Source organism: Mesorhizobium sangaii (genome assembly GCF_014207355.1).
GTDB lineage: Bacteria > Pseudomonadota > Alphaproteobacteria > Rhizobiales > Rhizobiaceae > Mesorhizobium > Mesorhizobium sangaii.
This window is the reverse complement of the sequence record NZ_JACHEF010000003.1, coordinates 595,191-621,606: the sequence shown is the minus strand read 5'-3', so window position 1 is coordinate 621,606 and position 26,416 is coordinate 595,191. Positions and strand designations below refer to the sequence as shown.

At 63.1% G+C, this 26,416-nt stretch carries 23 protein-coding genes; 9 read left to right on the top strand and 14 right to left on the bottom strand.

What is annotated here, in order from left to right; all coding sequences use genetic code 11:
* Positions 1 to 25: 25 nt before the first annotated feature.
* Together HNQ71_RS18100 and HNQ71_RS18095 are read left to right on the top strand one after the other, a co-directional pair.
* Positions 26 to 805, top strand: coding sequence for an SDR family oxidoreductase (locus HNQ71_RS18100; protein ID WP_184873969.1), 780 nt, complete (start codon positions 26 to 28; stop codon positions 803 to 805).
* 175 nt (positions 806 to 980) lie between these two features.
* Complete coding sequence (locus HNQ71_RS18095) at positions 981 to 3,305, top strand: NADP-dependent malic enzyme (protein WP_184873968.1); 2,325 nt, start codon at positions 981 to 983, stop codon at positions 3,303 to 3,305.
* Here the strand turns inward: HNQ71_RS18095 and HNQ71_RS18090 are convergent, their stop codons facing one another.
* Positions 3,306 to 3,890 (bottom strand): DUF1287 domain-containing protein, encoded by a 585-nt coding sequence (locus HNQ71_RS18090; protein WP_184873966.1) that lies wholly within the window; start codon positions 3,888 to 3,890, stop codon positions 3,306 to 3,308.
* A gap of 203 nt (positions 3,891 to 4,093) precedes the next feature.
* On the opposite strand from HNQ71_RS18090, the gene HNQ71_RS18085 reads away from it, so the two are divergent.
* On the top strand, positions 4,094 to 5,299 hold the full coding sequence (locus tag HNQ71_RS18085) for a DUF2865 domain-containing protein (protein WP_184873964.1): 1,206 nt from the start codon (positions 4,094 to 4,096) through the stop codon (positions 5,297 to 5,299).
* Here the strand turns inward: HNQ71_RS18085 and gltX are convergent.
* The 6 genes from gltX to HNQ71_RS18055 all read right to left on the bottom strand — a co-directional run bounded on the left by gltX (position 5,217) and on the right by HNQ71_RS18055 (position 13,470).
* Positions 5,217 to 6,590, bottom strand: coding sequence for a glutamate--tRNA ligase (gltX, locus tag HNQ71_RS18080; protein ID WP_184873963.1), 1,374 nt, complete (start codon positions 6,588 to 6,590; stop codon positions 5,217 to 5,219). The genes HNQ71_RS18085 and gltX overlap by 83 nt on opposite strands.
* 268 nt (positions 6,591 to 6,858) lie before the next feature.
* Entirely contained in the window at positions 6,859 to 8,040 is a 1,182-nt protein-coding gene (locus HNQ71_RS18075; protein WP_184873961.1) for a hypothetical protein, read from the bottom strand.
* Between the two features lie 253 nt (positions 8,041 to 8,293).
* Positions 8,294 to 10,099: an ABC transporter ATP-binding protein gene (locus tag HNQ71_RS18070; protein WP_184873959.1), complete on the bottom strand. Its 1,806-nt coding sequence runs from the start codon at positions 10,097 to 10,099 to the stop codon at positions 8,294 to 8,296.
* Positions 10,100 to 10,492: 393 nt separating this feature from the next.
* A complete protein-coding gene (locus tag HNQ71_RS18065) occupies positions 10,493 to 10,903 on the bottom strand; it encodes a GNAT family N-acetyltransferase (RefSeq protein WP_184873957.1) in 411 nt (136 codons plus the stop codon).
* A 51-nt stretch (positions 10,904 to 10,954) separates the two neighbouring features.
* Positions 10,955 to 12,631, bottom strand: coding sequence for an NAD+ synthase (locus tag HNQ71_RS18060; protein ID WP_184873956.1), 1,677 nt, complete (start codon positions 12,629 to 12,631; stop codon positions 10,955 to 10,957).
* A gap of 122 nt (positions 12,632 to 12,753) precedes the next feature.
* Positions 12,754 to 13,470, bottom strand: coding sequence for a DNA-3-methyladenine glycosylase I (locus HNQ71_RS18055; protein ID WP_184873954.1), 717 nt, complete (start codon positions 13,468 to 13,470; stop codon positions 12,754 to 12,756).
* Positions 13,471 to 13,662: 192 nt separating this feature from the next.
* Here HNQ71_RS18055 and HNQ71_RS18050 point away from each other — a divergent pair, with 192 nt between their 5' ends.
* Positions 13,663 to 14,226, top strand: coding sequence for a DUF1003 domain-containing protein (locus HNQ71_RS18050; protein WP_184873952.1), 564 nt, complete (start codon positions 13,663 to 13,665; stop codon positions 14,224 to 14,226).
* A complete protein-coding gene (locus tag HNQ71_RS18045) occupies positions 14,223 to 14,810 on the top strand; it encodes a DedA family protein (protein ID WP_184873950.1) in 588 nt (195 codons plus the stop codon). The genes HNQ71_RS18050 and HNQ71_RS18045 overlap by 4 nt, the downstream gene beginning before the upstream one ends.
* Before the next feature lie 58 nt (positions 14,811 to 14,868).
* On the opposite strand, the gene HNQ71_RS18040 is transcribed toward HNQ71_RS18045, so the two are convergent.
* From HNQ71_RS18040 to HNQ71_RS18030, 3 genes are all read right to left on the bottom strand, one after another.
* Positions 14,869 to 15,456, bottom strand: a complete 588-nt coding sequence (locus HNQ71_RS18040) for a hemerythrin domain-containing protein (RefSeq protein ID WP_184873948.1) — start codon at positions 15,454 to 15,456, stop codon at positions 14,869 to 14,871.
* Between the two features lie 40 nt (positions 15,457 to 15,496).
* A complete protein-coding gene (locus HNQ71_RS18035) occupies positions 15,497 to 15,856 on the bottom strand; it encodes a diacylglycerol kinase (protein ID WP_184873946.1) in 360 nt (119 codons plus the stop codon).
* 81 nt (positions 15,857 to 15,937) lie between these two features.
* Complete coding sequence (locus HNQ71_RS18030) at positions 15,938 to 16,354, bottom strand: GFA family protein (protein ID WP_184873945.1); 417 nt, start codon at positions 16,352 to 16,354, stop codon at positions 15,938 to 15,940.
* Here HNQ71_RS18030 and HNQ71_RS18025 point away from each other — a divergent pair.
* Entirely contained in the window at positions 16,344 to 16,610 is a 267-nt protein-coding gene (locus tag HNQ71_RS18025; RefSeq protein ID WP_184873943.1) for a hypothetical protein, read from the top strand. The two genes, HNQ71_RS18030 and HNQ71_RS18025, sit on opposite strands and share 11 nt — an antisense overlap.
* Positions 16,611 to 16,776: 166 nt before the next feature.
* A complete protein-coding gene (locus HNQ71_RS18020; protein ID WP_184873941.1) occupies positions 16,777 to 17,847 on the top strand; it encodes a GGDEF domain-containing protein in 1,071 nt (356 codons plus the stop codon).
* 116 nt (positions 17,848 to 17,963) lie between these two features.
* Here HNQ71_RS18020 and HNQ71_RS18015 read toward each other — a convergent pair whose 3' ends face one another.
* Entirely contained in the window at positions 17,964 to 19,337 is a 1,374-nt protein-coding gene (locus HNQ71_RS18015) for a class II 3-deoxy-7-phosphoheptulonate synthase (RefSeq protein WP_184873933.1), read from the bottom strand.
* On the opposite strand from HNQ71_RS18015, the gene HNQ71_RS18010 reads away from it, so the two are divergent.
* Positions 19,294 to 19,557 carry a hypothetical protein gene (locus tag HNQ71_RS18010; RefSeq protein ID WP_184874409.1) on the top strand — a complete coding sequence of 88 codons (264 nt, stop codon included), beginning with the start codon at positions 19,294 to 19,296 and terminating at the stop codon, positions 19,555 to 19,557. The genes HNQ71_RS18015 and HNQ71_RS18010 overlap by 44 nt on opposite strands.
* On the opposite strand, the gene mfd is transcribed toward HNQ71_RS18010, so the two are convergent.
* Positions 19,554 to 23,045: a transcription-repair coupling factor gene (gene mfd, locus HNQ71_RS18005; RefSeq protein ID WP_184873931.1), complete on the bottom strand. Its 3,492-nt coding sequence runs from the start codon at positions 23,043 to 23,045 to the stop codon at positions 19,554 to 19,556. The two genes, HNQ71_RS18010 and mfd, sit on opposite strands and share 4 nt — an antisense overlap.
* Positions 23,046 to 23,116: 71 nt before the next feature.
* On the bottom strand, positions 23,117 to 23,404 hold the full coding sequence (locus HNQ71_RS18000; RefSeq protein WP_184873929.1) for a succinate dehydrogenase assembly factor 2: 288 nt from the start codon (positions 23,402 to 23,404) through the stop codon (positions 23,117 to 23,119).
* Positions 23,405 to 23,496: 92 nt separating this feature from the next.
* Here HNQ71_RS18000 and recG point away from each other — a divergent pair, with 92 nt between their 5' ends.
* On the top strand, positions 23,497 to 25,605 hold the full coding sequence (gene recG, locus HNQ71_RS17995; RefSeq protein WP_184873927.1) for an ATP-dependent DNA helicase RecG: 2,109 nt from the start codon (positions 23,497 to 23,499) through the stop codon (positions 25,603 to 25,605).
* On the opposite strand, the gene HNQ71_RS17990 is transcribed toward recG, so the two are convergent.
* Positions 25,557 to 26,309 carry a DUF502 domain-containing protein gene (locus HNQ71_RS17990; RefSeq protein ID WP_095085130.1) on the bottom strand — a complete coding sequence of 251 codons (753 nt, stop codon included), beginning with the start codon at positions 26,307 to 26,309 and terminating at the stop codon, positions 25,557 to 25,559. The two genes, recG and HNQ71_RS17990, sit on opposite strands and share 49 nt — an antisense overlap.
* Between the last annotated feature and the right edge of the window lie 107 nt (positions 26,310 to 26,416).

The following is a 26,416-nucleotide window of genomic DNA, read 5'->3' as shown; positions in this document are numbered from 1 at the left end:
GCCGGCTCACAAGGAGAAAATCATCATGGATCTCGGCATTCGCGGAAAGAAAGCCATCGTCTGCGCTTCGAGCAAGGGGCTTGGGCGCGGCTGCGCCATGGCCCTGGCCGAGGCCGGTTGCGACATCGTCGTCAACGGGCGCAATGCCGAGCTGGTGGCCAAGACCGCCGCCGAGCTGCGCGAGCGCTACGGCGTGACGGTGACCGAGGTCGTCGGCGACGTTTCGAAGCCGGAGGTGCAGAAGGCATTGCTCGCCGCGTGTCCTGAGCCGGATATCCTCGTCAACAACAATGGCGGCCCGCCACTGCGTGATTTCCGTGAACTCGATCGGGCGAAGATCCTTGAAGGCGTGACCCAGAACATGGTGACGCCGGTGGAACTGGTTCAGGCCGTCATCGACGGCATGGCGGCGCGCGGCTTCGGCCGCATCGTCAACATCACCTCGCTGTCGGTCTACGTCCCCATTCCCGGCCTCGACCTGTCGTCGGGCGCGCGCGCCGGCCTGACCTCGTTCCTCGCCGGCGTGGCGCGAACGGTGATCGCCCGCAACGTCACCATCAACAACATGCTGCCGGGAAAACTCGACACCGACCGGCTGCGTGGCCCGCATGAGGCCGGCACACCGGAGGACCCAGCAGCCGCCGCCGCGCGCAAGACCCGCATCAGCGCCGATGTGCCGGCCAAGCGGCTTGGCACGCCGGAGGAATTCGGCCAGATCTGCGCGTTCCTGTGCTCGGTCCATGCCGGTTATCTGACCGGTCAGAACATACCGGTCGACGGCGGCCTATATGTCAGCGCCTTTTGATCGACGCGCCTGCGCGCAGCAGGACTCACATGCGATGAAATCAGCATAAATATTTGATATAATGGTGTTTTAGGCGCGCCGGCGGGTAAAGCTGCCGGCGCGTCATTTAGCGTCGCGACAAACCTTGGCCGCATGCTAAAAGGACTCTCCAGGCAGATTTCGAGGGAGCGGCCGCATGGAAGGCGAGACCAAGAAGACGGCACGTTCGGACCTCGACGAAGCCGCCCTCTACTTCCACAAGCACCCAAGGCCGGGGAAGCTCGAGATCCAGGCGACCAAGCCGCTCGGCAACCAGCGCGACCTCGCGCTCGCCTATTCGCCAGGCGTCGCCGCCCCTTGCCTGGAAATCCGCGACGATCCGGCGACCGCCGCCGACTATACGGCGCGCGCCAATCTGGTCGGCGTCGTCTCCAACGGATCGGCCGTGCTCGGCCTCGGCAATATCGGCCCGCTCGCGTCCAAGCCGGTTATGGAAGGCAAGGCTGTCCTGTTCAAGAAGTTCGCCGGCATCGACGTCTTCGACATCGAGATCGACGCGCCGGGCATCGAGCGCATGGTCGAGACGATCTCGGCGCTGGAACCGACCTTCGGCGGCATCAACCTCGAAGACATCAAGGCACCGGAATGCTTCGAAGTGGAAGAACAGCTGAAGGCCCGCATGGGCATTCCGGTGTTCCATGACGACCAGCACGGCACCGCCATCATCGTCGCCGCAGCCGTGCTCAACGGCTTGGAATTCGCCGGCAAGACGATCTCGGACATCAAGATCGTCACGTCGGGCGCCGGTGCGGCCGCCCTTGCCTGCCTCAATCTGCTGGTCTCGCTTGGTGCGCGGATCGAAAACATCTGGGTCACCGACCGTTTCGGCGTCGCCTACAAGGGCCGCATCGACGAGATGGACCGCTGGAAAGACCCCTATGTGAAGGACACCGATGCGCGCACGCTGGCTGACGTGATCCCCGGCGCCGATGTGTTCCTCGGCCTGTCGGCGGCAGGCGTACTGAAGCCGGAACTGCTGCAGCACATGGCGCCGAAACCGCTGATCCTGGCGCTGGCCAACCCCAATCCGGAGATCATGCCGGAGGCGGCGCGCGCCGCCCGTCCCGATGCGATGATCTGTACGGGGAGGTCCGATTTTCCCAATCAGGTCAACAATGTACTGTGTTTTCCTTACATCTTTCGTGGTGCGCTCGACTGCGGCGCCAGCGCCATCAACGAGGAGATGAAGATGGCGGCGGTGCGGGCGATCGCGGCGCTTGCGCGCGAAGAACCCTCCGATGTCGCGGCGCGCGCCTATTCCGGCGAGACGCCGATCTTCGGACCCGAGTTCCTGATCCCCTCGCCCTTCGATCCGCGCCTGATCCTGCGCATCGCCCCGGCTGTCGCCAAGGCAGCCTGCGACACCGGCGTCGCGACAAGGCCGATCACCGACTTCGCCGCCTATATCGACAAGCTCAACCGCTTCGTCTTCCGCTCCGGCCTGGTGATGAAGCCGGTGTTCTCGTCGGCCAAGGCGTCGACCGCCAAGCGCGTCATCTATGCCGATGGCGAGGACGAGCGCGTGCTGCGCGCCGCCCAGGTCGTGCTCGAGGAAGGCATCGCCGAACCGATCCTGATCGGCCGCCCGCATGTCATCGAAGTGCGCCTGAAGCGTTACGGCTTGCGCATCAAGCCCGGTGTCGACTTCGGCCTGATCAATCCGGAGGACGATCCGCGCTATCGCAACTATGTCGACCTCTTGATCGAACTCGCCGGCCGCCGCGGCGTGACGACGGAAGCAGCCCGCACCATGGTGCGCACCGACAACACGGTGATCGCCGCCCTGGCGCTGAAGCGTGGCGATGCCGATGCCATGATCTGCGGCCTCGAAGGTCGTTTCGAGCGGCATCTGCGCAACGTCACCCTGATCATCGGCCCCCGCCTCGGCATCAAGGACCACGACCTGTCGACGCTTTCGATGCTGATCTCGCAGCGAGGCATCATCTTCCTTACCGACACGCACGTCTCGGTCGACCCGACGGCCGAGGAGATCGCCGAGATGACGGTGCTGGCGGCGGAAGAAATCCAGCGCTTCGGTATTGAGCCCAAGGCAGCGCTGCTGTCGCATTCGGATTTCGGCTCGCGCGATTCGCCGAGCGCGCTCAAGATGCGGCAAGCAGCGGCGATCCTGGCGCGCATCGCGCCCGAACTGGAGTGCGACGGCGAGATGCATGCGGACACAGCCTTGTCCGAACATCTGCGCCAGCGCGTGTATCCTCACTCCAGACTGAAGGGCGAAGCCAATCTGCTGGTGTTCCCCAACCTCGATTCGGCCAACATCACGCTGACTGCGCTCAGGACCATGATGGACGCGCTGCATGTCGGGCCGATCCTGCTCGGAACCGACATGCCGGCGCATATATTGACGCCGTCGGTCACCTCGCGCGGCGTCGTCAACATGACGGCGCTTGCCGTAGTGGAAGCCGCGCACAAGGCACAGGCGGTCGTCAATCTGGGCTGATCAGACCGGCAACGTGTCGGCCTCGCGGGCGCCCTGGCCGATATTGTGGATGACCAGCGCCCTTTCCGGCACTTCCGCTGAACGATTTGATGAGACGATGGCGATATGCGGCAGGTTGCCGGGCAGCATCTGAGTAACGAGGTCGCCCGGTTGAAAGTCGACCGGATCCTGGCTGACCGGCAAGGAAACACCACGCCGTCCAAAAAAGACGGCAAGGTTCTGCACCCGGCGGTGATCGATGTTGCGGTCGGGCGCTTTCAGGCCCCAGATCTTCGGATAGGCCGCGAAATCAGCCAGCATATCCTCATGCACCAGCCTTTGCAGGTCGAGCCCGAAGGCGCGGCGATAGGCGCGGACCACGACATCGGTACACACACCCCGCTCCGGCGCGACATCGCCACCCGGATAGGTCAAGCGCATGTAGGTTGGGTCGTAGAGGGTGGTGACACCGATCTGCTCACGCGCGGCATCGACCAATCGACCGCGCCAGTCCGGCGCATCGGGCTCCTCCTGCGCCAACGCAGCAGGCGCCGCCAGGCACAAGAGAGCAAGCTGTAGCGCGGTTCGACGGGTAATGGCGGTCATGCCAAGCCTCCGGGCTTCGCTGGATTCAAGCATTTTTCTAGGGAAATACGCCATTTTCATGCAGCGTCGGAATCTCACGGCAGTAACTAAACCCGAACATCCGCGACGGCGCGTCTCTGGGCTAAGACCATCTTTGGTTGTAGATTGAGGAAACCGCGAATCCGGTAGCATCGCGCAGGGCAGGCAGGCGGGGTTTTCGGACTATGACGGGCGAAAGGTGGAAGCTGACGCATGTTGCTGCGCTGCTTGGCGCGCTCGTGTTTTCAGCCATCGCGGTCACCGAGCCGCAGGCCGCCTCGCGCGTCTGCCGCCAGTTGGAAGCCGATCTTGCCGCTGCCTCGCGTGGCGGCGGTGGTGGCCCGGCGTTGATCCGCAAATACGACGCGGCAATCGACAGGCAGCGCGAACAGATCTCCAGGGCCCGCAGCCGATCCAGCAGCGCCGGTTGCGGCTTTTCGCTGTTCAGCCGCAATGTCAGGGAATGCGCCGGGCTCAACGCCACCATCGATCGCATGAATGCCAATCTAGATGGCCTGCAGGCCAAGCGCGCGCAGCTCGCCAGCGGTGGCTCGCGCCGCGACCGAGGCCGCATCCTGGCGGCGCTCGAGGCCAAGGGCTGCCGCGACGACACCGTTGCCCCGCGGCACGCTCCGTTACAGGAGGCGAACCGCGAAGACGGTAACGCAAACCTGTTCGACCAGCTTTTCGGCGGCAACAGCCAGCAGCTCGATGCGCTCGATCAGCCTGACGATCCGGGCGAGGAGAGCGATGTCAGCAGGGTGCTCAACCGGCCCGGCGTACCGGATTTTCCGAGCGTCGGCGGCGGCGAGTTCCACACCACATGCGTGCGCACCTGCGACGGCTATTTCTTCCCGATGTCGAATTCGGCTTCCACGAGCGATTTCGAACGCGACCAGAAGAATTGCGAATCAAGCTGCCCTGGCACCGAGATGCAGGTTTTCTATTCGCGGGGTATGGATGGCGATTCGGCTTCGATGACGTCATCGGTCACCGGCCGGCCCTACAGCGAATTGCCGACCGCCTATCTCTACAAGCAGTCCAACATGCCGCGGCCGCCGGCTTGCGGCTGTAATGCCGCGCAGAATTTCCAGATCATCGCCGGCAACCCGCCCAATCCTCAGCAGTCGCAGCCCGAAATGGACGCGGCACCGCTCATTCCGGTTCCGGCTTCCAAGCCCGACCCGGGTACCGATCCGGAAACCCTGGCCAATGTGGAAGGCGGACTTGACCGCGAGGCAATCAAACGGCTTTCCGCCAAGCCGGTGACGTCGCCGGTGTCGGCCTTGCCACCGGAACAGCGCAAGGTCAGGGTCGTCGGGCCATCGTTCCTTCCCGACCCAACAGCGGCAATAGATCTGCAAGCTCCGGCCCCGAAGACAGTCCCGTAAGCGCGAGCCTGAGCGGCATGAACAGCGCCTTGCCCTTGCGGCCGGTCGCTTCCCTGATCTTGCCCGTCCAGTCCTTCCAGACTGTCCCGCTCCAGGGTTCCTCCGGCAGCAGGTCGAAGGCTTGACCGAGGAAATCGCGGTCGTCATCGGAAAATTCCGGCCTCTCCTGCGGGCCTTCGCGCAAGGTACGCCACCAGCTCGCCGCCTCGGCCAGCCTGTCGAGATTGCCCCGCACCGCCAGCCAGAACGGTTCGGCCTGGTCACCCGAGACGCCGAGAACGATCAGCCGGTCTTGTGCCTCGGAGAACGGCATATGGTGCAACAGCGCCCGGTTCAGCACGAAGAGCTCGTCCGGATCGAACTTGGCCGCCGATTTCGACGTCGCCGCCGGATCGAAGCGTTCGGCGAGTTCAGCCATATCAGGCACCGCCGCGACGTTCTCCGAGGTGCCGACCAGCACGGCGAGCGAAGCGACGGCCATCGGCTCGATGCCATCCTCGCGCAGGCTTTCGATGGAGAGCGCGCCGGTGCGTTTCGACAGCCCCTCGCCCGATGCGGTGGTCAGGAGGTTGTGGTGGCCGAACACCGGCGGCTGGGCAGCCAGCGCCTGGAACAGGGCGATTTGCACACCAGTATTGGTGACATGGTCGTCGCCGCGGATGACGTGGCTGACGCCCATCTCGATGTCGTCGACCACCGAAGGCAGCGTGTAGAGATAGGTGCCGTCCTCGCGCACCAGAACCGGGTCGGAAAGCGAGGCAAGGTCGACGGTTTCGTCGCCGCGCACGAGGTCGTTCCAATGGATTTCAGTACGTTCGGGCTGCAGCGGATCGCCAGAGAAATTGGGCAACAGGAAGCGCCAGTGCGGTCGGCGGCCATCGGCCTGGTATTCGGCGATTTGCTCCGGCGAAAGCGCCAGCGCCTCGCGGCCGTAGACCGGCGGCAGGCCACGCGTGCGACGCACCTTGCGCCTGAGGTCGAGTTCCTCCGGCGTCTCGTAGCAGGCGTAGAGAACGCCGGCCGCCTTCAGTCTCTCGACCGCCGCGTCATAGACGTCGAAACGCCGCGACTGGTATTCGGTGGCATCGGGGAAAATGCCGAGCCAATGCAAATCGTAGAGGATGGCGTCGGAGTATTCCTGCTTCGAGCGGGCAATGTCGGTGTCGTCGAAGCGCTGGATGAAACGACCCTTGTTGTTCATGGCAAACAGCCAGTTGAACAAGGCGGTGCGCGCATTGCCGATATGAATGCGGCCGGTTGGCGAAGGGGCGAAACGAACGGTAACTGTCATGAGCGGGGCGTACCGGATGCTTTTGTGATTGACAAGACGCGCCCCCGCGCGGTGCGGCAGACATAGAACAGGACGCGCGCAATGAAAAGACCGGGGGGCGTGCGCGTCTGGCGGCGCGTAGGCGGGGTCCGCCATGACCGAGCAGTGCCCGCCGGTGGAGTCGACGCCGACCGAGACAATGATGCCGCTCGGGCCTGCCGCCACGGATCAACTCGTGGCGTGTCCAGACATGGGGTGCTGTCGCCGACCAACAGGTAGTCGAAGGCGATCAGCGGCCGAAGTCATCGGAGCTGAGGCGGGTCCAGCGGTCACCCATCAACCCACCGATAAAGATGTCGCCCGAGCGGACCGCTTCCGTGACCTCAGCGATCCGCGAGCGGACCATCGTCCCCCCGGCATAGCGAAAGAAGACATTCCTGTAGCCGAAGAGTTGAGGCATGAATCTGCTCTGCGTCTGCCCGGTGATCCCCGCGCAGCCCATATCCCACGCGGCCGCGATAAGGCCATCCAGCGTCGCGCCCCAGTGGGATCCGGACGCCTGGATTTGCAACAGGCTCGCGATGCCGCCGGCTTGACCGTAGAAGGCGTAGCAACCGAGCATCTTGCCCGCTTCGTCGTAAGTCCCACCGAAATGAAGTGGGCCGTCGGCCCGCTTCTCGGCCGCCAGCGCGAGCAGTCGTGGCAGCTCGCCATCCTTCCAACTCGGCCGAAGGGCGTATTCGGACAGAAGCGTCGGCAGCCGCTCGGCAAATTGCGCGGCATCGATCGACTCTCGGTGGACCCGTTGCGACGGTGAAAGCGGGACCGGGGGCCCGAACCTTCTTTTCGCAAGAGCATCGAATGCTCTCGCGCAGGGATCGAGTACCGGACGAGGCAGGCCAGGCCATTTACGGTGCAGCGCCGCGGCGGCCATCGCGGCCGGCCGGAAAACACAGGTCCAACCCAGGCAATGCACCGGCAGCAGCTGATATTTCATCGGGCGCGCGAACGGCAGGGATGTCCGGTTGGCGGAATCGGTCAGCTGCAGATCGAATTCGCCTTGGCTCAGGGCACGCAGCAATTGCGGTCCGGCCGAGCCATGATCGGTGCCGGGGTCAGCCATGAGCGGACCGATGATCGCCGCATTCAATGCCGTTCCGTTGAGCTCGTAGCGGGCTTTCAGCACGCCGAGGAACCCGCCCAGACGGCCTTGCGGGGTAATCTGGACCAGAGCGTTGCTCTCACCGGGCTGGCCGGCAGGCCCAAGATAAATCTTTCTCATATATTCGGCCGTCTCCATGATCGCGCGATCGAGGAGATGACGCCGCCGCCGGCGAAACTTCGTCAGGAAGAGCGCGGCGACGTGCTCGAGATCTTCGGCCGCGAGCGGCCGTACCGACCCGTGCTGAGTTTCCAGCACCGACGGCGCAGCCACCTTTCCCGGACCGGCATTTGCGGAAACAAGATGCATCGTGAAGCCTATCTGCCGCAGAGCGAATCCTGCGCAGATTAATCGGATTCCAGGATATGCATAGACCGCCTCTGGGTTGCTTGGAGCAGATGTATACCAACCAGTAGTAGAAACAACGTAAACAAGACGTCTCAAACTCAGGATCTGGAAAGGCAATGGATACCGCTTCGCGACTGACGAAAGCGGGCGCTGTTGCAACCGCAACAACGACCGATGGAGGTGGCCTCCGGCCGAAGCCGGAGGCCGCCTCAGGTCATATGACAAGGCCCTTGGTCAGTTCGAGCGCCTGTCGCTCGAACAGCCGGCGGTAGATGCCGCCCTTCAGCCGGATCAGCTCGTCATGCGAGCCTTCCTCGACGATCTTGCCGCGATCGAAGACCAGCAGCCTGTCGAGTGCCCGCACTGTCGAAAGCCGGTGCGCAATGACCAGCGTCGTGCGGCCGACCATTAGCCGTTCCATCGCCTGCTGGATCAGCACCTCGGATTCCGAATCGAGGCTCGACGTCGCCTCGTCGAGGATCAGGATGCGCGCATCGGCAAGGAAAGCGCGCGCGATCGCCACACGCTGACGCTCGCCGCCCGACAGTTTCACGCCGCGCTCGCCGACCAGGGTGCCGTAGCCCTTGGGCAGGTTGGCGATGAAATCGTGCGCGCTCGCGAGTTTCGCGGCGTGCTCGATCTCATCTTGCGTCGCTGTCGGCCGGGCATAGGCAATGTTCTCGGCCAGTGACCGGTGGAACAGGATCGGTTCCTGCTGGACGATGGCGATCTGCCCGCGCAGCGACGCTTGCGCCACCTGCGAGATGTCGTGGCCGTCGACCAGGATTTTTCCCGCATTCACGTCATAGAGCCGCTGGATCAGCTTGACGAAGGTCGTCTTGCCCGAACCCGAATGGCCAACGAGCCCGACGCGTTCACCCGGCGCGATATCGACCGAAAAGCCGCGGTAAAGCGGCGATCGGTGGTTGCCGTAGTGAAAGGTGACATCGTCGAAACCTATGCGTCCTTGCGTGATCCGGATCGGCTTGGCGCCAGGCCGGTCTTCGATGCCGAGCGGTTCGGACTGGAAGTCGACCAGCTCCTCCATGTCGTTGATCGAGCGTTGCAGGTTGCGGATGTGGGTGCCGATATCTCTGAGATAGCCCTGCAGCACGAAGAACGACGTCAGCACGAAGGCGACGTCACCGGCGCTCGCTTGCCCCCACGACCACAGCATCAACGCCAGGCCGATCACCGCGGCTCTCATGACCACCAGCAGCGCCCCTTGCGTGGTGGCATTGATGGTGCCGCGCACCCAGGTGCGCCGAGTGCGCGCACGCCATTTGGCGACAACCCTGGCGAGACGGCGCTCTTCACGCTCCTCGGCGCCAAACCCCTTGACCACGGCGTTACAGCTCACCGCGTCGGCCAGCGAGCCGCCGAGGCGCGTGTCCCAGGTGTTGGCGAGCCGTGCCGCCGGTGCGACATAGCCGAGCGACAGCATCGCCGTCACCGCGATGAACAGTACCGACCCGGCGGCAACGACCACGCCCATCAGTGGCCAGAACCAGCCAAGCAGCAGCGTCGAGCCGACCAGCATGACGACCGACGGCAGCAGCGCGATCAGGATCGTGTCGTTGAGCAGGTCGAGCGCCCACATGCCGCGCGTCACCTTGCGCACGGTCGAGCCAGCAAAGCTGTTTGCATGCCAGTCGGTCGAAAAGCGCTGGACGCGATGGAAGGCGTCAGCGGCGATATCCGCCATCATCTTCAGCGTCAGCTCGACGATCCCCATGAAGGCAACGTTGCGCAGCACGACGCCACTCAGGGCCAGGGCCATCAGCATCGAAAACGCCGTCATCGCTGCATTCCAGGCGATGGCGTCGGCGCCGGCACTGCTGGCGACGGAGTCGACCAGCCGGCCGGAATAGAGCGGTGTCAAAACGTCGGCCAGCGTCGACAACAGGAAGCCGCCCATGATCAGCGAAAGCCGCCACGGCTGACGCTGCCAATGGCTGAGCGTGAAACCAAGAACGCTGCGAAAGGCGCTTGCGCGCAAATCGATTCTAAAACGAGCCATGATGTCATTCGGGCGCAAACGAGCCCGATCCCAGTAAGGTCGAAAATTGAAGAAGCCGCGCAAGGGGCGAATGATTGCCCAGAATGCGGAGTGGCGTATTTTGGCGTCTCGCCCGTAATCGGGCGGCGACCGGCATCGGCATAAGCCTGCGCTCGATCCGGCATCAGCGCGAGGACAAACCCCCAGCCCAACGCCTGAGGAGACCTAGGCTTCGCGGCCTCGCATTACCATTTGAAATACTGCCATTCGGACCTCCCGCAAATGAATCGCGGAACGGTCCTTATAAAGACGCCCCGATGCATCGCCAAGATCGGCTCACGCCGAAAGTCTAACTGGTCCAAGCACTGAGGTTATTTTGCAACAACGGCGGATGTCGCCATGGTCGCGCATTCTTCATTGTGGAATGCGATCGAGGCGCATGTATCGACCATCCGTCGATGCCTTGAAGCCCAGTTTCTCATAGACGCCATGTGCGTCGCTGGTCGAAAGGCTCCAGTGCGAAACCGTCCTGAGTTCGGTGTGGTCGATGAGTGCCTGGACCAGTCGCAACCCTATGCCCTGCCCGCGATGCTCCGGCCAGATGATGATGTCGGCAAGATAGGCAAACACCACGCGGTCGGTGATCGCCCGGCCGAAACCGACTTGTTTTCCATCCAGATAGGCGCCGACACAAAACGAATTGGCAAAGGCTCGCCGATGGAACTCATCGTTGCGTCCAGCGCCCCAATAGCTGGCCATCAACAGGTCGGATGTCGCCCGGAAATCGATCCGTGAAATGTCGAAGCTGATTTCACAGTCGGGCATGGCTGTACCTTGCCCGCGAGACGGCGCGAGCTTTCGGTCCGCAACCGGCATCTAGCTGCGGTCCCTGAAACGGTTGGTGATGGGATAGCGGCGGTCGCGGCCAAAATTCTTCCTGGTGATCTTCACGCCGGGTGCTGCCTGACGGCGCTTGTATTCGGCGATGTAGAGCAGGTGCTCGATGCGTGTCACCGTCGCCCGGTCGTGACCGCGCGCGACGATGTCGTCGACCCCCATCTCGTTCTCGACCAGGCATTCGAGGATATCGTCCAGCACCGGATAGGGCGGCAGCGAATCCTGGTCGGTCTGGTTCTCGCGCAATTCCGCCGACGGCGCCTTGTCGATGATGTTCTTCGGGATGACCTCGCCCGAGGGCCCGAGCGCACCCGGCGGCACGTGGCTGTTGCGCCAGCGCGACAGCGCGTAGACCTGCATCTTGTAGAGGTCCTTGATCGGATTGAAGCCGCCGTTCATATCGCCGTAGAGCGTGGCGTAGCCGACCGACATCTCGCTCTTGTTGCCGGTGGTGACGACCATCGAGCCGAACTTGTTGGAGATCGCCATCAGGATGGTGCCGCGCGCGCGGCTCTGCAAATTCTCCTCGGTGATGCCTTCCTTGGTGCCCTCGAACAGCTGCGTCAGCGTGTGCAGAAAGCCCTCGACCGGCTCGAAGATCGGCACGATGTCATAGCGGCAGCCGAGCGCGCGCGCGCAATCCTCGGCGTCTTTAAGCGAGTCCTTCGAGGTGTAGCGATAGGGCATCATCACCGCGCGCAGGCGTTCCTCACCGAGCGCATCGACGGCCAACGCCGCGCAGATCGCCGAATCGATACCGCCGGACAGGCCAAGCACGACGTTCTTGAAACCGTTCTTGTTGACGTAGTCGCGCAGGCCAAGCATGCAGGCGCGGTAGTCGGCCTCCTCCCTGTCTGGGATCTTCGACATCGGCCCTTCAGAACAGATCCAGCCGCCATCCGTACGTTTCCAGGTGGTGACGTCGACCGCGTCCTCGAATTGGCTCATCTGGAAGGCCAGCGTCTTGTCGGCGCCGATGGCAAACGACGCGCCGTCGAAGATCAGCTCGTCCTGACCGCCAAGCTGGTTGGCATAGATCATCGGCAGCCCGCATTCGATGACCTGGCGGATGACGACCTGATGGCGGACATCGATCTTGGCGCGATAATAGGGCGAGCCGTTCGGCACCAGCAAGATTTCGGCCCCGCTTTCGGCCAGCGTCTCGCAGATGCCGACATCGCCCCAGATGTCCTCGCAGATCGGAATCCCGATCCGCACGCCACGGAAATTGACAGGCCCCTGGATCTCGGGTCCGGCCTGGAAGACGCGCTTTTCGTCGAATTCGCCGTAGTTCGGCAAATCCAGCTTGTAGCGCTCGGCGATGATCTTGCCGCCATCGGCGAAGATGATCGAATTGTGCGTGCCGCTTTTGCGCTTCAGCGGCGTGCCGATGATCACGCCCGGGCCGCCATCGGCGGTATCGGCGGCAAAGTCCTGCGCTGCTTTTTCGCAGGCCTTCAGGAAGGCCGGCTTCAGCACCAGATCCTCCGGCGGATAGCCGGCGAGGAAAAGCTCGGTATAGAGCACGACATCGGCGCCCTGGCGGGCGGCATCCGCCCTCGCCTCCCGCGCCTTGGCGAGATTGCCTGATATGTCGCCAACAGTCGGATTGAGCTGGGCGACGGCGATGCGCAGGGTGTCGAGCTTCTTGGTCATGCTGCTGACTTAGCGCGGCAATTTTGCCCGAGCAATGGCGTTCGTTTGGACCAATCCAGACCGAATGACATATGTCATTCGTGTCCGGACCGAATGTCAGATCGTGGCTGGGCGACCGGGAATCAGTCGTCGCCCATATATTCGCGCAGCGCTTCCGGCGAATGGTTGTCGCCGATCGACATCGCCAGGATGCGCGAAATGTGTCGGCGCGGCAGGCCTGTCTCCGTCGCCCATTGATTGACCTGCTTTTGGATCTTGTCGAGATCCTTTTTCGAGGACGGGCTTTCGGCGATGTCGAGGCCGGCATCGCGCAGTGCCGCCGCCATATCACCCGAAATGACGAAGGCATCCCAGCCCAACCAGCGCAGGAAGTACTGGCCGGTGTTGCCGCCAAGCCGGCTGCCATGCTTACCGAGATAGGCCATCAAGCCGACCTGGTCGTCATCAGGCCATTCCGCGAGGAATTTGCCGAAGCCGCCGTGTTCCTTCGAGACGCGCTCGACGAAGGCAGCATTGTCGCGCACCGATTTGATCTTCTGCGGATTGCGCACGATGCGTTGGTCGGCCGTCAGATCGTGCCAGAAATCATCTGGCTGGAACAACAGCCGCTTCGGCTCGAAGTGGAGGAAGGCCTCTTCGAAGCCCGGCCATTTCTGTTCGATGACGCGCCAGACGAAACCGGCGGCAAAGACGCGCTCGGCCATAACAGACAGAATGCGATCGTCCGCGATTTCGGCCACGGCGGCATTGTCGGGCGCCGGCCCCAAAAGTGACGAAAGCTCCGCCTCGCCGCCCTTGCGTTTTGCCGCACGCAGGCGAATTTTCTGAAAATCGACCATCGATCCCTCGCTGTTCGCGACAATGTAACACTTCCCGTGAGAGCCAGCAGCCTCTACCTCTTAGTGCATGTCGCTCAAAAGTGGCCCCGGTTTTGAGACAACGACATGCATGAGAACAAAGACCTAAAGCGCGTCGCTTGAATCCGTTTCAACGCGACGCGATTTAGGCAAGGCAAGACCCTGGAGACGGCCATGAACAAGACAATCGACGACCTGGCGAACCGCTGGCTCAAGCGACGGCCGGACGGCCTCAGCCAGCTCGAAAGCCGCGTGCTGCAATCGACGCTCGAACGCACCACCATCTCGCGGGACACCAACAAGGCCGTCGCCTTCCATCAGACCTTTGGCGACCGCCTAGCCGACACGATTGCCCGTATCGGCGGCTCGTGGTCCTTCATCCTGACCTTCATCGCGTTCCTGGTCCTGTGGACCGCCGGCAATGTCTGGCTCCTGTCGCGCGACGCCTTCGACCCCTACCCGTTCATCTTCCTCAACCTCGTGCTGTCGATGATCGCCGCCTTGCAGGCGCCGGTGATCATGATGGCGCAGAACCGGCAGACCGAACGCGACCGCATCGACGCCGCCCACGATTACGAGGTCAATTTGAAGGCCGAGATCGAGATCATGGCGCTGCATGAAAAGCTGGACGAACTCCGCCACGGACAGATCCTCGGCATGCGCGACGAGATCGTGCGGCTGGCCGACCTCGTCAAGCGGATCGACGAAAGGCTGTCGCAGCAGCAACGGTCTTCATGACCGAAACGATCCATCACCTCATCGAACAATATGGACTGCTTGCCGTCTTCCTCGGCTGTGTCGCGGAGGGTGAAAGTGCGGCCATCCTCGGTGGCTTCTTCGCGCACCAGCAAGTCTTCGTGCCGTGGCATACCGTCCTGGCGGCCGCCCTTGGCGCTTTTGTCGGCGACACCTTCTTCTTCATTCTTGGACGAAGCTTTGCCGACCATCCCTACGTCGTCAGATTGCGCAAGCGGCCTGGTTTCCGGCGGGCCTTTCGCCTGCTCAACACCCATCCCGACATTTTCGTGCTGTCGAACCGCTACGTCTACGGCATGCGCCTTGTCGGCGGCATCGCGGCCGGCCTCTCCAACATCGCGGCGCCGCGTTTCGTCATCCTCAACGCCATTTCATCGGTGATCTGGGCCGTGCTGTTCAGCACGGTTGGCTATGTCTTTGGATTGGGCGCCGAACACTTCATCGGCCAGGCGTTGATGCACCACGAGCGGTTGCTGGTCGGGCTTGGCATTGGTCTGACGGTGGCCGTGTTTGCCTGGCTGATCGCCCGCCACATCGCCAGGAAGGAACGGACCAGGGAAAGCTGAGATCGGGTTCCAGGCATGTCGTTGCCCCAAAGCCGCCAGGCACTTTGAGCGCCATGCATCAGTCAATACCAAGCGCGACATCACCCCGATCGAGGATAAGCGGGATGATCAGGTCTTCCTCGTCGGCAAGGTGCCGGGTCAGCATGGCGATCAGCCGGCTGTTTTCGTCGGCATAGGCGTCGGCGGCGAAGCGCTGTCTGTCCTCGCTCTCCTGAAGCGTCTTGACGAAGGCGTTGGCCGCCTCGGCATTGCGCTCCAGCCCCTCATGGATGGTGTGATGGTCGGCATCGAGGATCTCGAAGCCACGCTTCAGCCGCGACTCCGCCTTGGCGAAGACCGGAAAATAATGATGATCCTCGACATTGTGGTGACCATCGAGATTGCCGAGAAAATGGTTGAGACGCGGCGCGAACCAGCGCGCGAAGTCGGGCGCCGTCAGCCTGCCCTCGCGGTAGTCGCCAATGCCGTTGGTCAGCATGCCGCCGAGTTCGCGGAACATGTCGTGCCGCTGCAGCCACATATTGGCGACGCCGTGGATGTTGGCGTGGCCCTGCCAGTTTTCGCGCGGGTATTTCTCGGCCAGCCAGCGCAGATCGTCCGGCAGACCGGCTCGCTCAAGCAGGGAAAAATCGGCGGCGTCCGACATGACAGTCTCCTTTGGTAACCGTCATATAGGAGCTGGCACGCTAGATCGGTAGACCGGTGATCCGTTCGATGATCGCGATGCCCCAGACGCCGGCGACGATGACCACCGAAATCAGCACCGCCAGCGAACCGCAGTCCTTCGCCAACTGGATATCGACATTGAACTCGCGGCTGAAGGCGTCGCAGGCCGCCTCGATGCCGGTGTTCAGCACTTCGACCATGATCAGAAGCAGTACCGCGCCGATCAGCAAGGCATAACCACGCCACGAGATCGAAACGAACCAGCCAAGCGGCAAAGCGAGCGCGAGCAGCATCAGCTCCTGCTGAAAAGCCTTCTCGCTGACCGCCAGCTTGCGAAACGCCCGCACTGAATTGAAAAAAGCGTCGATCAGCCGCTGCATGCCAAACCCCTTTCCGAATCACCGGCACGGGATAATGCAATGGCTGGCCAGATCAATGGAATAAGGCGATTTATCCAAGAATCATTCAGCGACCGGTATGGACGGCGTCGACTTTTCAAACTGCGGCAGCCCGTCGTCGATCGAATAATAGTCGCCCTTGTCACCAACGAAGATATGGCATTCGGCCTCTAGGCCCGTCGGCACGTCGAACGATCCCGCCATGACCGAAACGTAGCCCTGGTCCCGTGGCTTCCAGAACAGCAGCGACCCGCACGCCTTGCAAAAACCGCGCCTGGCGAAGGAAGACGCTTCGTACCAGGTGATGCTTTCGCCACCCTCGATGACGATGTCTGCGTCCGCAACATTGGTCGCGGCATAGAAATGTCCGCTCTGCTTCCTGCATTGCGAGCAGTGGCAGTAGACGACGCCGCGCAGCGCTCCGTGCGTTCTGAAGCGAACCGCTCCGCACAGACACGATCCGCGGTGAGTGTCGCTCATTTCGCCCTCCTTGAAGAACCTCTGCCCGGCATCGGCTTCGTCCTCAGGATTCCAGCTTTATGGCAGCCATACGCAAGCAAATGCGACATTTGCTGGTGTGGCGAAGCCGAAATCCAGCCTCCCTTTTTTGCAGCGCGAGATGCGCGAATTTCGTAACCAAAGCCACCAAACTGGCGTTCACCCCGGTTTGCTGGTGCGCAAATTGCCGCCTCTACAGCGCAAGACAGAGAAAAACCGTGCAACCTCAGCGAATTAAGGAAACTTTAGCGCTCCCGCACTTATGGTCATGGTGAGCGAATGTCGCAGGTGGGGACGCGTCTGTTCGCAAGTTGGTCTGGGTTATCGGGTTAGTCTTCCCCGGTTGGCGACAAATGGAAACCGCAAGTTCTGAGGCGGGATCCGAGGGGAAGAGTGATTAGAACATGCAGCCGGCAGCTGTCCCGACCGAACGAAGCACCGATATTGCGGCCACGGTCGTCACAACAATGCGCCAGTTGGGCGTGCTCGGCCTTCCCCGCAACTACGAGATTTTCTACGAGGCACTGAGCGGCACCAATCGCGAGCTCAGCCTTGCCGTCGTTTCGCTGAGCAACCGGCCAACACAGGATGAGCTGGACCAGATCGGCCGTGCCTTTTTTGCCCACAACCATGGCCCCGGCATCGTCGAGCATGCCAGGGAAGTCATTGCCAGGGAGCTCGAGGAGGTCGCTTCGCTGTTGAGGAGCGAGCGCAGCCACATCGAGAAATACGGCAGGATCCTCGATGAGACATCGAGCGGACTAAGCAACCGCAGCCTTCTCTCCCAGGATCTTTTGCAGAAGATCGCCAACGCCATGGCGATTGCCACCAATTCGACGATCGATCACGGCCGGCAGGTGGCCTCGACGCTCAGCGACAAGACGGCCGAACTCGAGAGCGTCAAGTCGAAGCTCGAGGAATACAAGCGGCTGGCCGACACCGATCCGTTGACGCACATCTGGAATCGCCGCGCCTTCGACAAGGAAATCACCAGTATCTACAACAGCAACAAGGGTATCCTGTTCAACGCCCTGATCCTTGCCGACATCGATCGCTTCAAGGACATCAACGACCGCTACGGCCATCCGGTCGGCGACAAGATCATCCAGATCATCGCCGATATTTTCCAGACCAGCATTCGCGGTGACATGTTCGTCGCTCGCACCGGAGGCGAGGAGTTCGCGCTGATCATCGAGGGCGCCAGCGAGGACGCAACCTACGAGATCGCGGAGCGCATCCGCGCCCTGATCGAGCAGACGCCGTTCACCAGCAGCCAGACCGGCACGAACTACGGCACCGTCACCGTCTCGATGGGCATCTGCATGGCATCCGAAGCCGAGGGGCCGGAAGATCTCTACACCAAGGCCGACCGGGCGCTCTATCGCTCCAAGGTCAGCGGCCGCAACCGCGTCACCAGGCATTCGACGATGGCCGGCCGCGCCGGCAAAAGCTGGCTGCTCTACAAGAAGGACTAAGCGTCCCATCCGCCTCGGCCCGGACTCGCCGGCCTGCGCTGGGAACGCGGACGCTGAAAAGAAAAGCGCCGGATTTCTCCAGCGCTTTTCCCTGAACGTTCAGGCCGAAATCAAGCTCAGCCGTTAACGGCCTGCTTGTGCTGCACCGGATGGCTCTTCTTCAACAGGTCCGAGACCAGGAAAGCCAGTTCGATCGCCTGGTCGGCGTTGAGACGTGGATCGCAATGCGTGTGGTAGCGATCCTGCAATTCCTCGGCGGTGATGGCGCGCGCACCACCGGTGCATTCGGTGACGTTCTTGCCGGTCATTTCGACATGGATGCCGCCCGGATGTGTGCCTTCGGCGCGATGCACCTCGAAGAAGGTCTGCACCTCCTTCAGGATGCGGTCGAACGGCCGCGTCTTGTAGCCGGCAGCCTCGATTGTGTTGCCATGCATCGGGTCCGACGACCACACCACGCTGCGGCCTTCCTTCTGCACCGCACGCACCAGCTTCGGCAGATGGTCGGCGACCTTGTCGGAGCCGAAGCGCGCGATCAGCGTCAGCCGGCCCGGCTCGTTTTCGGGGTTGAGCAGGTCGATCAACTCCAGCAACCCATCCGGCGTCAGCGACGGACCGCATTTCAGGCCAAGCGGGTTCTTGATGCCACGACAATATTCGACATGCGCATGGTCGGGCTGGCGCGTGCGATCACCGATCCAGATCATGTGACCCGACGTGGCGTACCAGTCTCCGGAGGTCGAATCGACGCGGGTCAGCGCTTCCTCATAGCCGAGCAGCAGCGCTTCGTGACTGGTATAGAAATCGGTCTCGCGCAGCGCATAGTTGGTTTCCGAGGTGATGCCGACGGCCTTCATGAAGTCCATCGTCTCGGTGATGCGGTTGGCGAGCTCACCGTACTTCTCGCCTTGCGGGCTGTCGGACACGAAGCCGAGCATCCAGCTATGCACATTCTCCAGGCTGGCGTACCCGCCCTGCGCGAAGGCGCGCAGAAGGTTGAGCGTCGCCGCCGACTGGCGGTATGCCATCTCCTGGCGGGCAGGATCTGGAATGCGCGACTTGGCGTCGAACTCGATGCCGTTGATGATGTCGCCGCGATAGCTCGGCAGCGTCACATCGCCCTTGGTCTCGTTGTCGGACGAGCGCGGCTTGGCAAATTGGCCAGCAACGCGGCCGACCTTCACCACCGGCTGCGCGCCGGCGAAGGTCAGCACCACCGACATCTGCAGGAAGACGCGGAAGAAGTCGCGGATATTGTCCGCGCCATGTTCGGCAAAACTCTCGGCGCAATCGCCGCCCTGGAGAAGGAATGCATCACCGGCAGCGACAGCCGCCAACTGCTTCTTCAGCTTGCGCGCCTCACCTGCAAAAACCAGCGGCGGAAAGGTGGCGAGCTGGGCTTCCGTGTTCTTCAGCGCGGCAAGGTCCGGATAGGCAGGAACCTGCTTGATCGGCATCGCTCTCCACGAATTCGGCGACCATTTCGTCATCGCTGCACCCAACGCTCTTTCCGAGCAATTCCAGGAAAAGCGTGAAACGGCTTCCGTCTGGAATTGCGTCAAACAACAGGGGCGAGCGCCATCGCCCGCCGATCCGCCCCATTTGGGGATCGCGGCTCCATACACGAAGCCGATTTCCTATTCTAGACCGGATTTGGCCGCCTGGCGAATGGCGGCGCCCGGCCAGCCGGTGTCCCTATCCCTGCCCTAAGCCGCCACCAGCCGCGCCAACTGCGTCATGACGACCGCCGAACCCGCCAGCCGCTTCTCGGCCGTCGGCCAGTCGCGCACGAACACGACGCTGTGGTCGGGCCGGATCTTGGCCAGCGAACCCTGCTCGCCGATGAACTGGACCAGGCCAACCGGGTTGGAGAATTCGCGTTTGCGAAAATGGATGACGACACCCTTCGGCCCGGCGTCCAGCTTTTCGACATTGGCCTTGCGGCAGAGCGCCTTGATGAAGACGATCTTCAAGAGATGCTTGACCTCTTCCGGCAGCGGACCGAACCGGTCGATCAGTTCGGCGCCGAAGGCGTCGATCTCCTCGGTGTTTTCGAGGTCGCCGAGGCGGCGGTAGAGCGCCAGCCTGAGTTGCAGGTCCGGCACATAGCTTTCCGGGATCATCACCGCCGTACCGACGGAGATCTGCGGCGACCAACCGCCATCCTGGACCTCGCCGGAATCCTTCACCTCGGCGACGGCCTCCTCCAGCATCTGCTGGTAGAGTTCGAAGCCGACCTCCTTGATGTGGCCGGATTGCTCTTCACCGAGAAGGTTGCCGGCACCTCTGATATCGAGGTCGTGGCTGGCCAGCTGGAAGCCGGCGCCCAGCGTGTCGAGCGACTGCAGCACCTTCAGCCGGCGCTCGGCGGTGTCGGTCAGCTTGCGGTTGGCCGGCAGCGTGAACAGCGCATAGGCGCGCACCTTCGAGCGGCCGACGCGGCCCCGCAGCTGATAGAGCTGCGACAGGCCGAACATGTCGGCGCGATGGATGATCAGCGTGTTGGCGGTCGGGATGTCGAGACCGGATTCGACGATGGTTGTCGACAACAGCACATCGTACTGGCCGTCGTAGAAGGCATTCATGATGTCGTCGAGTTCGCCCGGCGGCATCTGGCCGTGCGCCACCGCCACTTTCAGCTCCGGTACGGATTCCCTCAGGAAATCATGGATTTCCGCCAAGTCACTAATGCGCGGAACGACATAGAAGGAGTGACCGCCGCGATAGCGCTCGCGAAGCAGCGTCTCGCGGATGACCAGCGGATCGAAGGGCGAGATGAAGGTGCGCACCGCCATGCGGTCGACCGGCGGCGTGGCGATCAGCGACAGCTCGCGCACCCCGGTCAGCGCCAGTTGCAGCGTGCGAGGGATCGGTGTCGCCGACAGCGTCAGCACATGCACATCGGTCTTCAGGTCCTTCAGCCGCTCCTTGTGCTTGACGCCAAAGTGCTGCTCCTCGTCAATGATCAATAGGCCAAGGTTCTTGAACGAGATCGCGGACCCAAGCAGCGCGTGGGTACCGATGACGATGTCCACCTGGCCCTCGGCGATGCCTTTCTTGGTCTCGGCCAGTTCCTTGGCCCCGACCAGCCGCGATGCCTGGGCGACGCGGATCGGCAGGCCGGAAAAGCGCTGAGAAAAGGTCTTGAAATGCTGGCGCGACAACAGCGTCGTCGGCACCACGACGGCCACCTGGAATCCTTCCATGGCCGCGATGAAGGCGGCACGCAGCGCCACTTCGGTCTTCCCGAAGCCGACATCGCCGCAGATCAGCCGGTCCATCGGCTTGCCGGCGGCAAGGTCGTCCCGAACCGAGTCGATCGCCGTCTGCTGGTCGTCGGTCTCCTCATAGGGAAAGCGGGCCGAGAACTCGCCATAGAGACCGTCCGCTGGCACCAACGCGGGCGCGGCGCGCATCTGCCGTTCGGCGGCGATGCGGATCAATTGCCCGGCCATGTCGAGCAGGCGTTTCTTCAGCCGCGCCTTGCGCGATTGCCACGCGCCGCCGCCGAGCTTGTCCAAGGTCGCCTCGGCCGAATCCGAACCATAGCGTGACAGAAGCTCGATGTTTTCGACCGGCAGGAACAGCCGGTCGTCGCCGGCATAGTGGATTTCCAGGCAGTCATGCGGCGCGCCGACCGCTTCGATGGTGCGCAGGCCGATGAAGCGGCCGATGCCATGGTCGGCATGGACGACGATGTCGCCGGCCGACAGCGCCGAGGCTTCGGCGATGAAGTCCGAGGCGCGCTTCTTGCGTTTCGAACGCCGGATCAGTCTGTCGCCGAGAATGTCCTGTTCAGCGACGACGACCAGTCTTTCGGTCTCGAATCCGGATTCCAGCGGCAGCACGGCCAATGCCGCCTGCCCCGGCTCGAGCTGTTCCGCTTCCGCCAGCGTGGCGACCTGCTTGAGATTGCCGAGATGGTGCTCGCTGAGGATCTGGCCAAGCCGGTCGAGCGAACCCTCTGTCCAGCCGGCAATGACGATGCGGCGGCGCGCCGCACGCTCGTCGGCGATGTGCCTGACGACGATATCGAAGACGTTGATGCTGGGGTCGGCACGTTCCCCAGCAAAACTGCGGCCGTGCCGCGAACCGGCATGGAACACTTTCTTGGCGCCGGCATCGGGCGCGTCGAAAGGCGTGAAATCGATCGCTTCGCGCGGCCCGAGCGACGCAATCAGGTTTTCCGGCGAGAGGTAGAGCAGGTCCGGCGGCACCGGCTTGTAGGGCACTGCATCCTTCAGCGCGCCGTCGGCCTGCTTCTTGCGCGCTTCGTAGTGGTCGAGGATCAGAGTGTGACGCTCGGCCAGCGCCTCATGCGCCAGATGATCGAAGACAACAGGCGTGTCCGGCAGATAGTCGAACACGGTCTCCAGCCGTTGGTAGAAGAACGGCAGCCAGTGCTCCATGCCGGCGAAGCGTCGCCCTTCGCTGACCGCCGCATAGAGCCCGTCGTCGCGCTGGGGCGCGCCGAAGGCTTCGATATAGGAGCGGCGGAAACGGCTGATGGTTTCCGGCGTCAGCGCCACTTCGCTCATCGCCTGCAACGCCATCGACTTGCGCTGGCCGGTGGTACGCTGCGTGGCGGCATCGAACGCGCGGATCGACTCCAGCGTGTCGCCGAAGAAATCGAGCCTGAGCGCTTCTGTCCAGCCGGGCGCGAACAGGTCGAGAATGCCGCCGCGCACGGCGAATTCACCGATGCCGCGCACGGTCGGCACGCGTTCGAACCCGGACGTCTCCAGCCGCGACACCAGCGCATTCATGTCGATCTGGTTGCCGGGCCTGGCATGAAACGTCTGCGCCTCGACCAAATCGGCCGGCGGAATGCGCTGCAGCAGCGCATTGGCGGTGGTCAGGATGACGGCGCGGTGCGGCTTCTTCGCCAGCGCGATCATGGCGGTCAACGCATCGAGCCGCTTGGCGGCGGCGTCAGAACCGGGCGAGACCCGGTCATAGGGCAGGCAATCCCAGGCCGGCAGTTCCAGTACGGGAAGGCCGGGCGCCGCGAAGGACAGGGCCTCGATGATCGCCGGTAGGCGCTGGCCGTCGCGCGCCACGAACAGAACCGGCTTGTCGGGCGCGATCTCCAGCGCCGCCTGCACCAGCGCGAAGGCTTCGTAGCCGTCGGCGACGCCATCGACGATGAACTGGCCGGCGCGGCCTTTCGGCAGGCCTATGGTGGGAATGAGGCTCATGAAATCACGGTCTTGTTTGTCGCAATTCCGGACGGAAAACCGCTTCGCACTTTTCCTGGAATTGCTTGTGTTCAAAATGTCATGGAATGGCGGAAAGCCAGGATCTTTTGCAGGACGGCACAGTCGATATCCAGGGGAACCGGGCGTTCGCCGGTGACCATGGGCAGGAATTCGGTGTCGGGAATGTCGAGGAGCCTCTCATATTGGTCGATTTCCTCGCCGGTCAAGGCGCCGATCTCGGCGTCGGCGAAGGTGCCGAGGATCAGGTCCATCTCGCGCATGCCGCGATGCCAGGAACGAAACAGAAGCTTGCGGCGGCGGGTGTCCAGCCCCTCGCTTGATCTCGTCGTCCCGGTCATTGTGCCGCATCCTCACTTGCTGCGGCGCATATAGCGTGGATAGAAGGGGCTGTCAGCCTTGCGCTGCGGCCGTCGCGACATAAGCTGACATCATGCGTCCTTCCATCCTCGATCCGTTGTTCGTCCCGATCACCTCGCTTGCCGGCGTGGGACCGAAGGTTGGCGCGCTGATCGAGAAAGTGGTCACGGCCGATCTCGGTGATCGCGCCGCGCGCGCCGGCGACCTTCTGTTCGTGCTGCCGCACACCGTCATCGACCGGCGCAACCGCCCGGGCATCGCGCTCGCCGCCGAAGGCGCGATCGTCACGCTTGAGGTGCGCATCGACCGCCACCAGCCGCCGCCGCGCGGCAACAGGTCGGTGCCCTACCGCGTCTACGCCCATGACGACACCGGCGAGATCGCACTGACCTTCTTCCATGCCCATGCCTCCTATCTCGAAAAGGCGATGCCCGAGGGCGAGCATGTCGTGGTCTCGGGTCGCATGGAATGGTTCAACGGCCGCCCGACCATGGTCCACCCCGATCACATCGCGCTGGCCAGCGAGGCGGAAAACCTGCCGCTGGTCGAGCCGGTCTATCCGCTCACCGCCGGGCTCTCGGGCAAGGTGCTGCGCCGGGCGATCGGCCAGGCGCTGGCGCGCTTGCCCATTTTCGCCGAATGGCAGGACGGCGCCTTCATGCGCCGGCACACCTTTCCCACCTTTGGCGATGCGCTCGCACGCATCCACAATCCGGCCGACCCGATCGATGTCTCCATCGATGGTGCCGCGTGGCGCCGCCTCGCCTATGACGAGTTGCTGGCGGGCCAGGTCTCGCTGGCGCTGGTGCGGACAAAAATCCGCCGCCTGTCCGGCCGTCCTTTGGTCGGTGACGGCAGCATCGTCGAGAAACTGCGCGCCGCGCTCCCCTACTCGCTGACCGCGAGCCAGGAATTCGCGCTCGCCGAAATCAATGCCGATCTCGCCGATCCCGAGCGCATGCTGCGGCTCCTGCAGGGCGATGTCGGCTCCGGCAAGACGGTCGTCGCGCTGCTGGCCATGGCGCGTGCTGTCGAGGCCGGCGGCCAGGCTGCACTGATGGCGCCAACCGAAATCCTGGCACGCCAGCATCTGGCGACGATCGCGCCGCTTGCCGCCAAGGTCGGGCTGCGCATCGCCATCCTCACCGGCCGCGAGAAAGGCCGCGAGCGCACCGATACACTGGCTGGCCTGGCGAGCGGTGAGATCGACATCGTCGTCGGCACCCACGCGCTGTTCCAGGAGACGGTCACCTTCCACGACCTGGTCTTCGCCGTCATCGACGAGCAGCATCGCTTCGGCGTCCACCAGCGGCTCGCCATCACCGCCAAGGGTGACGCACCCGACATGCTGGTGATGACGGCCACGCCCATCCCGCGCACCCTGGTGCTGACCGCCTTCGGCGACATGGACGTGTCGAAGCTGACGGAAAAACCGGCCGGCCGCCAGCCGATCCGCACCGTCACGCTGCCGCTCGAGCGGCTCGACGAGCTGGTCGGCCGCATGGTCGAAGCCGTCGCCGGTGGCCAGAAGATCTACTGGATCTGTCCGCTGGTCGAGGAATCCGAAGAGATCAAGCTGATGTCGGCCGAGGATCGTTTTGCGTCCCTGAAACCGCTCTTCGGCGATCGCATCGGCCTCGTCCACGGCCGCATGAAAGGCACCGAGAAGGACGAAGCAATGCGCGCCTTCAAGCAGGGCGAGACACGTATCCTGATCGCCACCACGGTCATTGAGGTCGGCGTCGACGTGCCGGACGCCACGGTCATGGTCATCGAACATGCCGAGCGCTTTGGCCTTGCCCAGTTGCACCAGTTGCGCGGTCGCGTCGGGCGGGGCGACAAGCCCTCCTCCTGCGTGCTGCTCTACAAGGACCCGCTCGGCGAGACCGCAAAACGCCGGCTGTCGGTGATGCGCGAAACCGAGGACGGGTTCCTGATCGCCGAAGAAGATCTGAAGCTGCGCGGCGAAGGCGAACTTCTGGGCACCCGCCAGTCCGGCACGCCGGGTTTTCAGGTAGCGCGCATCGAGGCGCATGCCGACCTTCTGGAGGCCGCCCGCGACGACGCCAGGCTGATCCTGTCACGTGACCCGGAGCTGCAATCCGGGCGCGGCGAGGCGTTGCGCCTGTTGCTTTACTTGTTCGGGCGCGACGAAGCGGTCCGGCTCCTGCGCGCCGGCTGAGCCAAGGCGGCAACCGATGGGTTGGCAAGCACATCGATCGGCTCGCCGTTCACGACGACCATTGGCTTGACTTCGGGCGCCACCAGCCCGGCTGAGACGATCAGCTTGGCGCCGTCCTCGATCGTCATGTCGAGCAGCACGATGTCGGACTTCGGCACATACATCAGGAATCCGGTGGTCGGATTGGGCGTGCAAGGCATGAACACGGCGATCAGCGGATCGCCCTCCTGGTCGAGTTTCTGGTTGATCTCGGTCTCCTTCTCGCTGGCGACGAACACCAGCGACCAGACGCCCTTGCGCGGATATTCGACGAGCCCGACCTGGCGAAACATGTCGCCCTTGTTCGACAGCACGGTCTCGAAAATCTGCTTCAGCGAGCCATAGATGCCGCGAACCAGCGGCATGCGGCCAAGCAGGCGCTCGCCGAAATTGACGATGGCGCGGCCGACAATGTTGGCCGTCAGGAAACCAATCAGCGTGATCAGGATCAGCGCGACGATCAGCCCGAAGCCCGGGACCGGAAACGGCAGGTAGCTGTCGGGGCTATAGCGTGCCGGAATATAGGGCTTTACCCAGGAATCGACCCAGCCGATGAACGACCAGGCGATATAGGCGGTGATCGCCAGCGGCGCGCAGACGACGAAGCCCGTGAGGAAATAGTTCCTCAGCCGGGTCATGCCGGAGGTCTTGGGAGCATCGGACATGGTTCACCGGGGACACGCGTTGCAGCGCAACATTAGAGCATGATCCCGAAAAGTGGGAACCGGCTTTCGCAAAAAAAAGAAAAAGTGCCGCTGTGATACAAATGCCA